The organism is Saccharospirillum sp. (genome assembly GCF_039982735.1).
Lineage (GTDB): Bacteria > Pseudomonadota > Gammaproteobacteria > Pseudomonadales > Natronospirillaceae > Saccharospirillum.
Genome location: NZ_JBDWXV010000003.1, coordinates 319247 through 332278, shown reverse-complemented (window position 1 = coordinate 332278; position 13032 = coordinate 319247). Strand labels below are relative to the sequence as shown.

At 59.3% G+C, this 13032-nt stretch carries 12 protein-coding genes; 2 read left to right on the top strand and 10 right to left on the bottom strand.

The features are described from left to right. Positions 1 to 91 precede the first annotated feature (91 nt). The gene (epmB, locus tag ABJT94_RS02870) at positions 92 to 1147 is read right to left on the bottom strand and encodes an EF-P beta-lysylation protein EpmB (RefSeq protein WP_348477568.1); all 1056 of its coding nucleotides are present in this window, start codon (positions 1145 to 1147) and stop codon (positions 92 to 94) included. A 39-nt stretch (positions 1148 to 1186) separates the two neighbouring features. On the opposite strand from epmB, the gene efp reads away from it, so the two are divergent. Beyond that, positions 1187 to 1759, top strand: a complete 573-nt coding sequence (efp, locus tag ABJT94_RS02865) for an elongation factor P (RefSeq protein ID WP_348477567.1) — start codon at positions 1187 to 1189, stop codon at positions 1757 to 1759. Between the two features lie 86 nt (positions 1760 to 1845). After that, positions 1846 to 2802 (top strand): EF-P lysine aminoacylase EpmA, encoded by a 957-nt coding sequence (epmA, locus tag ABJT94_RS02860; RefSeq protein WP_348477566.1) that lies wholly within the window; start codon positions 1846 to 1848, stop codon positions 2800 to 2802. A gap of 33 nt (positions 2803 to 2835) precedes the next feature. Here epmA and ABJT94_RS02855 read toward each other — a convergent pair whose 3' ends face one another. From ABJT94_RS02855 to xdhA, 9 genes are all read right to left on the bottom strand, one after another. Beyond that, positions 2836 to 3453, bottom strand: coding sequence for a ProQ/FINO family protein (locus ABJT94_RS02855; RefSeq protein WP_348477565.1), 618 nt, complete (start codon positions 3451 to 3453; stop codon positions 2836 to 2838). A gap of 266 nt (positions 3454 to 3719) precedes the next feature. Then, entirely contained in the window at positions 3720 to 4583 is an 864-nt protein-coding gene (asd, locus tag ABJT94_RS02850) for an archaetidylserine decarboxylase (protein WP_348477564.1), read from the bottom strand. Beyond that, complete coding sequence (locus ABJT94_RS02845; protein ID WP_348477563.1) at positions 4580 to 6154, bottom strand: HDOD domain-containing protein; 1575 nt, start codon at positions 6152 to 6154, stop codon at positions 4580 to 4582. Before ABJT94_RS02845 ends, asd begins: the two co-directional genes overlap by 4 nt. Before the next feature lie 93 nt (positions 6155 to 6247). Next, positions 6248 to 7450 (bottom strand): urate hydroxylase PuuD, encoded by a 1203-nt coding sequence (locus ABJT94_RS02840; RefSeq protein ID WP_348477561.1) that lies wholly within the window; start codon positions 7448 to 7450, stop codon positions 6248 to 6250. A gap of 3 nt (positions 7451 to 7453) precedes the next feature. Next, on the bottom strand, positions 7454 to 7783 hold the full coding sequence (gene uraH / locus ABJT94_RS02835) for a hydroxyisourate hydrolase (RefSeq protein WP_348477560.1): 330 nt from the start codon (positions 7781 to 7783) through the stop codon (positions 7454 to 7456). A 16-nt stretch (positions 7784 to 7799) separates the two neighbouring features. Continuing rightward, positions 7800 to 8309 carry a 2-oxo-4-hydroxy-4-carboxy-5-ureidoimidazoline decarboxylase gene (gene uraD, locus ABJT94_RS02830; RefSeq protein ID WP_348477559.1) on the bottom strand — a complete coding sequence of 170 codons (510 nt, stop codon included), beginning with the start codon at positions 8307 to 8309 and terminating at the stop codon, positions 7800 to 7802. Then, positions 8306 to 9208, bottom strand: a complete 903-nt coding sequence (xdhC, locus tag ABJT94_RS02825) for a xanthine dehydrogenase accessory protein XdhC (protein ID WP_348477558.1) — start codon at positions 9206 to 9208, stop codon at positions 8306 to 8308. Before xdhC ends, uraD begins: the two co-directional genes overlap by 4 nt. Further along, on the bottom strand, positions 9205 to 11547 hold the full coding sequence (gene xdhB, locus ABJT94_RS02820; protein ID WP_348477557.1) for a xanthine dehydrogenase molybdopterin binding subunit: 2343 nt from the start codon (positions 11545 to 11547) through the stop codon (positions 9205 to 9207). Before xdhB ends, xdhC begins: the two co-directional genes overlap by 4 nt. Beyond that, positions 11540 to 13003: a xanthine dehydrogenase small subunit gene (gene xdhA, locus ABJT94_RS02815; protein ID WP_348477556.1), complete on the bottom strand. Its 1464-nt coding sequence runs from the start codon at positions 13001 to 13003 to the stop codon at positions 11540 to 11542. Before xdhA ends, xdhB begins: the two co-directional genes overlap by 8 nt. Positions 13004 to 13032: the final 29 nt, after the last annotated feature.

Sequence of the window (13032 nt, the reverse complement as noted above, 5' to 3'; positions counted from 1 at the left end):
ACCAGTAGCTAGCAGAAAAACGGCAATTTACGCCCTTTTTATGACAGCTAATTCTGTGATGGGCCTCACATTTTTAGGTCTGGCTGACCGCTCAAACCTCGTTTATCCACCGTTTGTGATCATCGCCGGGTACCTCCCGTACCAGTCGGGGTACCAGATAGCCTGGCAGTTTGGCCTGTATCTGTTGCCAAAGCTGCCGGGCATCCTCGTCCGCTGTATCAAAATGCGCCGCACCGGCGACTGGATCCAGCACGTGCAGGTAATAAGGCAGCACTCCCTGGCCAAACAAGGCGTGGCTGAGTTCAACCAGCGTGTCGACCTGGTCGTTGATGCCTTTCAGCAGGACCGTCTGATTCAGCAGTACCGTTCCAGTGGTACGCAATGCAGCCATAGCCGGATGCAGTTCCTCGTCCAGTTCCCGGGCATGATTGGCGTGTAGCACCAGAACCGTGTTCAGCCGGGTCGTTGCCAGAAGGTCGAGCAGCCCGGCGTCAATGCGGGCAGGCAGCACGATGGGCGTGCGACTGTGAAGCCGCAGCGTCTTCAGGTGGGGGATCTGCTCAAGCGCAGCGAACAGCTCGGCCAGCGCTTTGTTGTCGAGGCTGAGTGGGTCGCCCCCACTGAGAATGATCTCGTGAATGTCGGGTCGTTCGCGCACATAGTCGAGCGCCGGTTGCCATTGCCGGGCGGTGAGCCGGTTATCCGCATAGGGGAAGTGTTGCCGGAAGCAATAACGGCAATGAACAGCACAGGCTTGGGTGGTAATGAACAAGGCCCGGCCCTGGTATTTATGCACCAACCCGGGTACCGGGTTATGGTCTTGCTCTTGCAGGGGGTCGTCGACAAAGCCGGGGCTCGGTTGGCGCTCGATGCCCAGCGGCAGTACCTGCAACAGCAGGGGGTCGTTAGGGTCGCCTGGTGTCATACGGCGGACGTAAGATAGCGGCACTCTCAGCGGAAAGTGCGGCTCGGTATCGACTTGGCCAGCGATGGGATGATCGGTCAGATCCAGTCGTTGCAGCAACTCCGGCACCGAACGCACCGCTGCTTTCAGTTGCTGTTGCCAGTTTGTTGACCCTGGTTCGGAGTGGTCGGAGCTGGAAATGATCAGGGGGGAGTCCACACCGGAGCTAAACTCAGTTAACATAGCGCCTCTTTGAACAGTGCACTTAGCAGGAAAAGGTTAATGGCCACATATTCTACCAGTGAATTCAAAAGCGGTCTGAAGGTTCTTCTTGAAGGCGACCCTTGCGCGATTGTTGAGAACGAATTCGTTAAACCCGGTAAAGGTCAGGCCTTTAGTCGGGTCCGTTTGAGAAACCTGAAGACCGGCCGGGTCTGGGAGCGTACGTTCAAGTCCGGCGAATCCATCGAGGCTGCAGATGTCATGGACATCGATATGGAGTACCTCTACAGCGATGGCGAGTTCTGGCACTTCATGAAGACTGATGGCTCCTTTGAGCAACTTCCAGCCGATGAAGCGGCGGTTGGCGACACCAAAGACTGGCTGAAAGAGCAGGAACAGTATGTTGTCTGCCTGTTCAATGGCACGCCCATTTCAGTATCGCCACCGAACCACATTGAGCTGGAAATCGTTGAAACCGACCCGGGCCTCAAGGGCGATACCGCCACAGGCGGCTCCAAGCCCGCTACTTTGGCAACCGGTGCCGTTGTGAAGGTGCCTTTGTTCATCAACCAGGGTGAGATCATCCGGGTGGACACGCGGACCCGCGAGTACATTAGCCGCGCCAAGCAGTAATTCAGGGCTGTGTATGATCAAAAACCGCCTTCGTGGCGGTTTTTTTGGTTAGAGCCAGGACAAACAATGCGTTCACGGGGCGGGTCATGACTGAATGGGCACCAACGGCGGATATCGACACCCTGCATCGTCGCGCCATGCTAATGGCGGCGATTCGGCAGTTCTTCGCTGATCTTCAGGTGTTGGAAGTGGATACTCCGGTACTGTCTGCCGTGGGTGTGACGGACGTGCACGTTCACAATTTGCGCACGGCGGACGGTGGTTTCTTGCTGACGTCTCCCGAGTACCCGATGAAACGCCTGTTAGCGGCGGGCATGGGCGACTGTTATCAGCTGGGCCATGTGTTTCGGGCCGACGAGAGTGGTGCGCGCCACAACCGGGAATTCACGCTGCTGGAATGGTATCGGCTGGGGTGGGATCACCGTCAGCTGATGCAAGAGGTGGCGGCCTTGTGTGAGTGGGTACACCGGACAGCCGGTGGTTCAGCTTCACTGACATCGACAGTACTGAGTTATCAGGCCGTATTTGAGGGGGCTGGGCTGCCAGACCCGCATCGGGCGTCTCTGCAGGCGTTACAGCAAGTAGCCGCTCTTAAGTTGAGTGCGGATACGGCAGGCTGGGATCGGGATGCCTGTCTGGATGCCTTGATGGCCCTGGTGGTCGAGCCAGCCCTGCCGCCTGAGCAATTGACCTTTGTTACCGATTACCCGGCTAGTCAGGCCGCGCTGGCACGTACGCATACCCGTGAGGGTATCGAGTTGGGTCACCGGTTTGAGCTTTACTGGCAGGGTATGGAGCTGGCAAATGGCTATTGGGAGCTGACGGATCCGAAAGAGCAACGACGGCGTTTTGAGCAGGATGCGCTACTGAGACAGTCTCAGGGCTTGCCTGAACCCCAGGTCGATGAACGGTTGCTGGCGGCGATGCAGGCCGGTTTGCCGGAATGTGCGGGCGTGGCACTCGGTGTGGATCGGTTGTTGATGGTGGTGCTGGGGAATACCCATATTCGGCAGGTGTTGCCGTTTGATGCCGACCGGGCCTGAGCCCGGTTTCCTGAGCTGGGTCGGAAGCCGACCTCAGTTCTTGGTCTTATTGACCAGCATTTCCAGTTTCCGCTTCATCCGGTCTTCAGGCGGCAGGGAATCTTCAGGTTTGGCGGCTTCCGGAGCGGCTTGCGCCTTTGCCGGTGCAGCGCGATTGTCTTTGCGTGGCTTGTTCGGGCGCGCGCCACGGGGCTTGCGAGCCGTCTCGGGCTTGTCGCCGTCTGCACGTGGCTTGCGGTTTGCGGCCGGTGGCCGTTGCTTGGCGCGTTCGGCCCGGCGCTTTTCGATGGCGTCGAACTTCTCCTTGGCGTGGGCGGCGTCTTCGGCGCTCACCTGACCGGCCGGAGTACCGTCGATGGTGACGCGGTCGACCCCTTCTTGCATGCAGGCATAGTAGCTGCGCAACCGAACGTAGACATTCAAGGCGCGGCGAATGCGGGTCTTCGACAGCTTGCCGTCTTCAGCCAGGGCTTCGTGAATACCAATTTTCAGCGGCTTGGGCTTGCGTGGATTAAACGCGTCAGGATACAGCTCGCAGAGCTCATCCATGGCTTTCCGGTTGGCGTCGAATTCTTTCTTGCGCTGGGCATCGGTTTTGCGTTTGGCCGGCGCCTGAGCTGCTTCGGTGTCTGTCGCGTTCTGTTCGGTCATTATGGATCCGGCAAATTCGTTGAGCCGCGCAGGATACCCCGTTAAACCGGTTTTGAAAACCCGGATTTGGGCCGCTGTGACGTAAGTTCTCTTGATGAGTGTGGTTGTTTGGGTTGTTGCCAGAATTCGTGCCAGCTACCGGGTAGGCCTATCCGGGGTCGGCGTGAACCCATCCATGGGGCCTAGGCTTCGGCATCCATGCCTCAGACTACCCCGGATAGGCCAACCCGGCAGCTGACACTTGGCACGTCGCCAACACTGAATTTTCACGTTACCGCGCTCTCCAGTAACTGACCAAGCTGTATCGGCTCTCCCGGAGCAATTGAATCTGCCCAGGTAATGGCGTTGGGCTCAAACAACATAACAACCGTACTGCCGAGCCGGAAGCGGCCCATTTCTTCACCCCGCTTGAAGGTGAGCTGCGGATGGTTGTAGTTCAAATGCTGGATCTGGCGTCGCATCGGGGCGACAACGCCCCCCCAGGTGGTTTCGATGCTGGCCACGATCATGGCGCCGACCAGTACCATCACCATGCGGCCGCGTTCGGTGTCGAATTCGCAGACCAGGCGCTCGTTACGGGCAAAGAGGCGCGGAACGGCCTCGGCCGTGGTGCCGTTGACACTGAACAGGCGGCCCGGAACGAATGTTGTGCGCACCAGTGTGCCGTCGCAGGGCATGTGGATGCGGTGATAGTCTTTTGGAGACAGGTAGAGGGTGGCGAATTCGCCGTCTTTGTAGCGACGAGCCTGTTCGGCATCGCCGCCGAGCAATTCAGTGACGGTAAAACTCTGCTGTTTGGCCTGGATGATGCGGCCGTCGGTGATGGCGCCCGCCTGGCTGACACTGCCGTCCACCGGTGAACAGAGGGCGCGGGTGTCGGCCGGAAAGGTGCGCGCTTCTGCTGTTAGTGCGCGCGTGAAAAAGTCGTTGAAGTTGCGGTAGTCGACCAGGCTGGGGCGCTCGGCTTCCTCCATGTTCACCTGGTAGTGTTTGGCAAAGGTGCTGATAAAACGCCGCTTCAACGGGCCCCATTCCGATTCGGCCAAGGCTCCGACCAGGCGCGAAAGAGCGTGGTGGGGTGCCAGGTACTGGCTGGCTACAAACAGGCGGTCTTTCAAGCTTAAGGTCATTGACGTATCCGGTTCAGGGCGGTGTTCCAGTCGGCACAGAATTCGCGAAACAGGCGGTAATCGGACTCGCCCAGGGGTTCGGGATCACCTTTGGCATCGGCGTAGATCATCATCGTAACCTCGCGGCCTATGCTGAACGAACGTAGGAAAAAGTCCTGGTCGTCTGCGGCTTTGAACAGGGCGTCCGGCAGTTGCTTTCGAGCTCTGGTGCGGTTGTCTTTGCGCAACCAGGCGGCGGTGACCCGGCGGCTGAACTCCTGCAGAGCGCTGCTGCCGGTAATCGGCAGTTTAAGGTGCTTGAGCAGCAGGTAATGATCGCAGCCTTCGTGGTCAAAGGCCTGCCATTGCCCTTTTGTGTGCTCCATGACGACTATTCGGTGCAAGCCAAGGCTTTGTTGCAGGCAAAACAGGGCACTTTCCTGTATCTCGACCGGGGAATGCCAGGTTTTCTGATTGCGAAACTGACGGCGCACTTCGCGCAGGCTGTTCAGGTTGACGCTGTGCCTATAGGTGGTGTCGTCCGGCGCGTTACTTTCCGATTCCGTGCGGGTTTTTTTTGCCGGTTGCTTAGCAGCGACTGGCTTGGATGAAGGCTTTGCAGGGGATTCATTATGGGTATGCGGCGTCGCATAGGTCTTGCTGATTTCTTCAGCCCAGGCCCGGTCGGCCTCGCTGAAGCCTTCCCGCTGGGCGGCCCCCTGCGTGCTCACCGGCGGCTGATGCGCCAGCAGTCGCCTTGCCGCTGTGGCGGCCTGAGGCAACTGATACTCGCGGGCGGCTGAGGTGATCCAGGTTTTCAGCATGGGCCGGAATTCAGTCAGGCCCAGGGCAATTTCGCCGGTACGAAACAGGGTATCGAGTTGTTCGGATTCCCAGTTCTGGCGAACCTGGTAGGCCAGCTCATGGCTGAACGGCAGAAAGAACTTCAATGCTGACAGTTTGTGCGGCTGTATGCGGTTTTCGATGTGTTCATTTTCTTCGTTGGTGTTGGTTTCCGGTATCGCGGGCAGCTGGAAATGGCGACATAACTCATCGTTCCAGTCGCGCACGGACATGCCAATCATACCTTCGATCAGTTTGTTGCGGTTTTCGCCGCGTTCGGCCCGGAATTCAAACCCGTCCATCATCTGCGGTTCGAGCAGCCAGAGTGCCCAGAGGCCGACGTCGTAGAACAAGGTCATCCAGTAGTCGGCTTCGGTCCAGGGAATTTGCCGCATTTCGAACCATTGCCGCATCAGGCTGGCGGCAACCAGGCTGTCGCCCACGGTGCTTTGCAAACCAGAAAAAGCCGTGCTGGCGGGGTCTAGCCGGGGGATGCTTTCGGTCAGTTTTATCAGACGCTGAGAGCCAATCAGGGCGACGGCGTGTTCCAGCGTGCGCACCAGCACCTGCCGGTTCGACATCATTCGATTGGCGTAGCGAAAAATCAGCATCGCCAGCAACGGATCCTCGCTCACCACCTTGATCCAGTCCATCAGGGGGGCGGAAGGTCCGGGTAAGGAGGTTTGTGGCAACAAGGCCGGTAGGGTTACCGCCTTAATGCGTTCCAGCCATGGATCTTGTGGGTTCATGCGATGCGTGAGCAAAACCTTGGGGTTGCCAGTGAATGTTGGCCTGCATTGCCTTAACTGGCAATGCAAATCCTGTAACCCCCCGATTCTGACTTAAAACCGGCTATTTAACCAGTCGCCCAGCGCCTGACGTTGTTCATCTGTTATTTCCGTGCGGTTCATGAACGGCATGTCCTTCGTAACCACGGTACGGGCATGGATGCGGCTGGCCCAGCGTTCGACGTCATCGAGGTTGCTGAACACCACGCCTGCGGGCGCGGTCGGAAACATACTGTCTGATGGTTCCTGGCTGTGGCAGGTGGCGCATTTATCCATGACCAGTGCCAGGCCTTCTTCGTCGCTGAGCACCGGAGTCGCGGCATCGCCACTGCCAGTGACGGACGGCTGGGGTGTGCCCGGCCATGAGAGGGCGCCCGCCACCGCTACAAAGGCCAGTCCGGCGACGACCAGGATCAGGGGTTTGCGCACGCCCCGATGGGCCAGGTTGAAGTAGTGACGCACGACCACAGTAATCAGAATCAGCGCCATCAGAATCAGCCAGTTCAGGCTGTGCTGATAGGTCATCGGATAGTGGTTGCTGGTCATGATGAAGATAACCGGCAGCGTCAGGTAGTTGTTGTGAACGCTGCGTTGCTTGCCGACCAGACCGGGTTTGCTGTCGGGCTGTTCGCCCCGGGCGACAGCGGCGACCATTTTCTTCTGACCGGGAATGATTTTAACAAAGACATTGGCGGCCATGATGGTGCCGATTAACGCACCCATGTGAATGTAGGCGCCGCGGCCTGAGAAGGTCTCGGTCATCAGCCAGGCCATGCCAGTACCGAGGATGAACAACACGGCGCCAAAGGCCTTGTGTTCCACCAGGGGAGTACGGCACAGGCCTTCATAGATCAGCCAGCCTATTGCGGTGTACAGCAGGCCCAGGCCAACCGCCGCGCCGGTGCTGAGTTCGCGGACACCGGGGTCGATCAGGTAGGCCTGGGCGCCGAAATAATACACCCAGGTCAGCAGCAACATACCGGTGATCCAGGTGGTATAGGCTTCCCATTTAAACCAGTGCAGTTCTTTGGGCATTTCCGTGGGCCCGACCTTGTACTTGGCGACTTCGTAGAAGCCGCCGCCATGTATGGCCCAGAGGTCGCCGCCGATGCCCTTGTCTTTTTTCCACTGGGGTGGGTCGGTCAGGTGGTTGTCGAGCCAGATGAAATAGAACGACGCACCGATCCAGGCGATGCCGGCGATGACGTGAAACCAGCGCAACAGCAGGCTGACCCAGTCGGCAAAAAAGACATCCATCGATTAACTCCCGCGATAGGTTGAGTAGCTGAAGGGGCTGACCAGTAAAGGCACGTGAAAATGCGCATCGGCCCCGGCCAGTTCGAAACAGATGCTGGCTTTGGGGTAAAAGGCCTGGCCGTGCTGGCGAATCAGGTAGTCGCCGGTGTGAAAGGTCAGCTCGTAGACACCGCTTGCAAAGCCCTCAACTGGCCAGTCTTTGAAGCGGCCGTCCTCGTTGGTGAGGCCTTCGGCAATGATCTGGCCCTGGTCGTCTTTCAGTGTCAGCTTCAGCCCCTGTGCGGGTTGCCCGAGTGTTGTATCCAGTACATGGGTCGAGAGGGTATGACTCATGTGGTGCTCCTTGTTGTTAGGCGTCAGTAAGCTGGGTATCCAGCCTGAGCAAGGTGATTTTCAGTTGTTGGGCGGCGGCCAGTTTCAGTTCCTGTTCGGTCGAGTTATTGATGCGGGCGCGCAGCTGATCGAGCATCTGATCGGCACTTTTGCCGCTGGCAAAGACAATAAAAATGAAACCGTGCCGGTTCAGGTAAGCCTGGTTTTCGTCGGCGAGCGCCTGCAAGGTCTCGTCGCTGGCGCCGTCAACGCCCGACTGTTCCTGGCTGGAATGGCCGCGGCTGCTTTGGTATTTGGCACGCAAGGTATCCATATTGCCGATCATCGGGTGACCGTCGAAGGCTTCCCGCCAGTCGCGCTCGTTCATGGTAGCCCAGTGGTCTCTGGCGGCGCTCAGAACGGCCTCTTTGCTGGCAAACGGGGCACTCTGTGTCATCCGTTCCACCCAGCGCCGGGCAGCGCATTGGCTGTGGAAGAAGTCGGCTCGTTCCTGGCTGCTGGCGTTGTTCAGGTCATCCAATGTCATGCGTCCTGTCCCTTTTTGGCTGTCTCGATGGCCGGGTCTGTGTTTGCGCTCTGGCCCGGGCTACCCAGTGCCTGACCGGTCTTCCAGTTCAGTCCGGTGGTTTTCTTGCCAGAGTCTGCCGGGCGCTCTGCGTGCAAGCGATTCAGCAGTTGCGCTGCGATGGAAACAGCCACTTCAGCCGGTTGCTTGCCAGGTACCGCACTCAGACCCACAGGACAGATGACTCGTTTGATATCACTGTCGCTCCAGCCCCGGTGCGCCAGGCGCTGTTGAAAACGACGGGCTTTGGTGTCGGAACCGATCAACCCGATGTAGCCAAAGTCTGGCCGTTGCAGGGCGGCCTGCACCAGCTCGAAGTCCAGTTGGTGATTGTGGGTGATGATCAGTACCCAGGCGTTTTGAGGAGCATCGGCAATGGCGTCTGCCGGGTGTTCCAGTGCCTCGCGCTGGATGCGGGCGTCGGAGTTTTGTGCCAGCCAGTCCGGTCGCGGGTCGACCCAGTGCAGGTTGAGATCGAGCGGTGCCAGAATCGGCATCAGGTGCTGGGCAACATGGCCGGCGCCGAACACCAGTAGCGGCTGACCGACGGGGACCAGCACCTCATACAACAATTGGGTGGCACCGCCACAACATTGGCCCAGGCTGGCGCCGAGGCTGATGCTTTCGACTTCGGTCGTGTTTTTACCCGCCTTGAGCAGTTCGCGAGCCCGTTCTATGGCTTTGAATTCAAGATGGCCACCACCGATGGTGTCGAAATGCTCAGCGGCGGTGACGACCATTTTGGCAGCGGCGTCGCGCGGCGTGGAACCGGCCGTGCTCAGTACAGTAAGCAGTACCAGTGGCTCGCGGTTGTGCTGGCCCTGGTGCAAGGCGTCGTACCAGCGATGATGGTGCCTCATGATGCCTCCCGTACCTGATCGGCCAGCTGTTCCAGCGCGAACAGAACCTGCTCTGGCGTGGCCGGGGTGTTAAGTGCCGGGTTGATGCGATAGTCAGCGGTGCTGGCAATGGCATCGCGCAGCGCGCACCAGACCGAGATCGGCAGCATCAGCGGCGGTTCGCCCACGGCCTTCGATTTGAAGACGGTGTCTTCCCGGTTCGGCTGGTCAAACAGATCGACGTTGAAGATCGGCGGCGTATCGCCGATCGACGGAATTTTGTAGGTCGCCGGGCTGTTCGACAACAAACGGCCTTCATCATTCCACTTCAGCTCTTCAGTGGTCAGCCAGCCCATGCCCTGAATAAAGCCGCCTTCAATCTGGCCGATGTCGATGGCCGGGTTCAGGCTGTCGCCGACGTCGTGCAAGATATCGACCCGGTCGACGGCGTATTCGCCGGTCAGCGTATCGATGGTGACTTCCGAGCAGGAGGCACCGTAAGCGAAGTACAGGAAAGGTCGGCCTTTGCCGGTTGCGGCATCCCAGTGGAGTTTTGGGGTACGGTAGTAGCCGGTTGCCGACAGCGATATCCGGTTCATGTAAGCCGTTTGCACCAGATCGGCGAAGGTCAGGCGGTGTTCGCCGATCTGCACCTGGCCGTTATCAAATTCGATCTGATCGGGGCGCACTTTGTAATGGTCTGTCGCGAACTCGATCAGCCGCTGCTTAATGGTGCGAGCCGCATTCTGGGCTGCCGCACCATTCAGGTCAGTACCGCTCGATGCCGCCGTAGGCGAAGTGTTCGGTACTTTATCGGTACGGGTAGCCGACGATTGCACCGTGGCCAGCGGCACCGAAAATTCGGTGGCGACAATCTGCGCTACCTTGGTGAACAGACCCTGGCCCATCTCTGTACCACCGTGGTTCAGATAAATGCTGCCATCGGTGTACAGATGAATCAGCGCGCCGGCCTGGTTCAGGTGTTTGGCGGTGAAGGAAATGCCGAATTTTACCGGCGTCAGTGCCAGGCCTTTTTTGATGATGGGGCTGCGGGCGTTGAAGTCGCGAATGGCCTCGCGGCGCGCCCAGTAATCGGCACTGTGTTCGAGCCTGTCTATCAGCTCCGGCAAGATGTTGTCGGTGACCGTCATGTGGTAGGGCGTGACGTTGCGGCCTTCGTCACCGTATAGATTGCGCTTGCGAATGGTCAGCGGGTCTTCGCCCAGGTTGCGGGCGATTCCATCCATGGCCGCTTCAATGGTCATCATGCCCTGGGGGCCGCCAAAACCCCGAAAGGCGGTATTGGATGCGGTGTTGGTGCGACACCGGTAACCGGTGATATGGGCGTCATTCAGAAAATAGCCGTTGTCGGCATGAAACATGGCCCGGTCGACAATGGCGTTAGACAGATCCGGAGAGAAGCCGCACAGGCCGTTAACCTCGATATCGGCCGCCTGAATGAGGCCCGAATCGTCGTAGCCGAGTGTCCAGCGGTTTACAAAGGGGTGGCGCTTACCAGTGGTGGTCATGTCCTGACTGCGTGGCAGGCGCAGTTTGACCGCACGCCCGGTTTTGCGGGCCAGCAGTGCGGCGATGCAGGCCCATTGCGCCGCCTGGGTTTCCTTGCCACCAAAGCCTCCGCCCATGCGACGGACATCAACGGTCACCCGGCTAAACGGAATGCCCAGTACTTCGGCCACCAGCTTTTGCACTTCACTCGGGTGCTGGCTGGATGTGTACACCAGCATGCCGCCGTCTTCTTCGGGTATAACCAGGCTTACCTGGCCTTCCAGGTAAAAATGTTCTTGCCCGCCGATGTGGATTTCGCCACTGGTGGTGTGGGTGGAACTGGCCAGACCCGCCAAGGCATCGCCCCGGCGAAACTGAACGGTATCGCCGACATAGGTTTCCGCAGCCCGGGCTTGATCGACCGTTAAAATGGCGTCACCCGGAGTGATGTTCCACTCGGCCTGTAACGTGGCCTGTCGCGCCTGTTCAACGGTATCGGCGGCGACGGCAAAGAGCGGCTGACCATGAAACAGTATCTGACCATCGGCCAGAACCGGGTCGCCCGGGTAAACGGCGCCAATGTCGGTATGGCCAGGCACATCCGCCAGTGTCAGCGTTGCCACGACCCCGGGGGCTGTGGCGACCTGAGTGATGTCGAGAGAGTCCAGCGTGCCGGCAGCGACATCAGACAGAGCCACGGCCGCGTGCAGCAGGTTGGCCGGTTCTGGCAGGTCGTCCACATAACGAGCCTGGCCACTGACCTGGCGGGCGGCGCTTTCATGGGCGACGGCAGCACCGCGATGGCCCTGTGACACGGCTTCCGGCAAACGGGATTCAGTCAGCTTACGCATGGTCTAATCCTCCATGAGTGTGCACCCGGGTGCGGGTATCTGGCTGGGTCGTTTCGAGATGAAACCGCCTGAACAGATTGGCGGTAACCTGAACCCGGTAACGGGCGCTGGCGCGAACATCGTCGATGGGGGCCAGGGCGTCAGCGAGCGTCCGGCTGATGGTGTCAACGGCGACGGTTGGCCAGTGCTGCCCGATTAGCTGGTCTTGCCAGTCGGCGAGCACCAGGGGCGTTGCCGCCAGGCCACCGAAGCCGGCGCGCAGGCAGGTGACAGTGTCTTTCGAGTCGGTCTCAAGGTAGAACACCACGCAAACGGTTGAGATATCGTCTTCGAAGCGTTTCGATATTTTATAGGCTCGCAGCTGGCTGCCAGGCTGGCGGCGGGGAAGGTGAATGGTGTCGATCCATTCATCGTCGGCCAGAACAGTCTGGCGGTAGCCGGTAATCAGTTCGCTGACCGGCAGGGTTCGTTCGGTCTGGCCGTTACTCAGGGTGGCGGTTGCCCCCAGGGCTATCAGTAGCGGTGGCGTGTCGCCAATCGGCGACGCATTGCCCAGGTTGCCACCCAGGGTGCCCCGGTTCCGGATTGGCCGCGACCCGAGGCGCTCGAGCCATTCGCGAGCTTCGGGGTAGTCTGTCAGCAGTGCCGGTTCGAGATCGGTATAGCTGACGGCAGCGCCGATGTGCAGGCCTTTGTCGTCAACGCTGATGTGGTTCAACTCAGCCACCTGGCTCAGATCGATCAGAGCGTTCAGGTTGGCCAGACGCTGGGTCTTTTCCAGCGCCAGGTCGGTACTGCCAGCACTGTATCGGGCGCCCGGTGCCTGCGCCCGGGCTTTGGCCAGATCCTGACGGGTTCTGGGTTGCCAGAAGCCGACCACATGGTCAGTTTTTGTTTCTTCCGGTAACACGGGCGTTTCCAGACTTCTCAATTCAGCTTCAATATCGGCGATCTGAGCGCTGAAGGCATCGCCATGACGTTGTTCAAGCAAGGCCATGCCCGCATCGATAATTGGTCGGTAACCGGTGCAGCGGCAGAGGTTACCCGACAGGGCCGTTAAGACCGCCTCCCGGCTGGGTGCCACATCGCTGTGATAGAGCGCAAAGAGGCTCATCACAAAGCCCGGCGTACAGAACCCGCACTGGGAACCATGGTGCTCCACCAACGCCTGCTGTACCGGGTGCAGGGCACCTGCCTGTTCCAGATGTTCAACAGTGAGTAACTGCTTGCCATGGAGGCTGTGCACGAAGGTTATGCAGCTGTTCAGGCTGCGATAGCGCATGCCCTGATCGGTCAACTCGCCTACCACGACCGTACAGGCGCCACAGTCACCGGAGGCACAGCCTTCTTTGGTGCCGGTCAGGTGCGCCTGCTCACGCAGGTAATCCAGGACCGTGAGATCGGGGTCGGTCTTAGCCAGAGTCACGGGCTGGCGATTCAATAGAAAGTCGGTCATAGCGCCTCGCAAAGACAACCCGGCTGCAT

Excerpts from the sequence above, each read along its gene's own strand:
- ABJT94_RS02845 (WP_348477563.1), bottom strand. The coding sequence starts at position 6,154 with ATGAACCCACAAGATCCATGGCTGGAACGCATTAAGGCGGTAACCCTA.
- ABJT94_RS02840 (WP_348477561.1), bottom strand. The coding sequence starts at position 7,450 with ATGGATGTCTTTTTTGCCGACTGGGTCAGCCTGCTGTTGCGCTGGTTT.
- uraH (WP_348477560.1), bottom strand. The coding sequence starts at position 7,783 with ATGAGTCATACCCTCTCGACCCATGTACTGGATACAACACTCGGGCAA.
- epmB (WP_348477568.1), bottom strand. The coding sequence starts at position 1,147 with ATGTTAACTGAGTTTAGCTCCGGTGTGGACTCCCCCCTGATCATTTCC.
- epmA (WP_348477566.1), top strand. The coding sequence starts at position 1,846 with ATGACTGAATGGGCACCAACGGCGGATATCGACACCCTGCATCGTCGC.
- xdhC (WP_348477558.1), bottom strand. The coding sequence starts at position 9,208 with ATGAGGCACCATCATCGCTGGTACGACGCCTTGCACCAGGGCCAGCAC.
- ABJT94_RS02855 (WP_348477565.1), bottom strand. The coding sequence starts at position 3,453 with ATGACCGAACAGAACGCGACAGACACCGAAGCAGCTCAGGCGCCGGCC.
- xdhB (WP_348477557.1), bottom strand. The coding sequence starts at position 11,547 with ATGCGTAAGCTGACTGAATCCCGTTTGCCGGAAGCCGTGTCACAGGGC.
- asd (WP_348477564.1), bottom strand. The coding sequence starts at position 4,583 with ATGACCTTAAGCTTGAAAGACCGCCTGTTTGTAGCCAGCCAGTACCTG.
- uraD (WP_348477559.1), bottom strand. The coding sequence starts at position 8,309 with ATGACATTGGATGACCTGAACAACGCCAGCAGCCAGGAACGAGCCGAC.
- xdhA (WP_348477556.1), bottom strand. The coding sequence starts at position 13,003 with ATGACCGACTTTCTATTGAATCGCCAGCCCGTGACTCTGGCTAAGACC.
- efp (WP_348477567.1), top strand. The coding sequence starts at position 1,187 with ATGGCCACATATTCTACCAGTGAATTCAAAAGCGGTCTGAAGGTTCTT.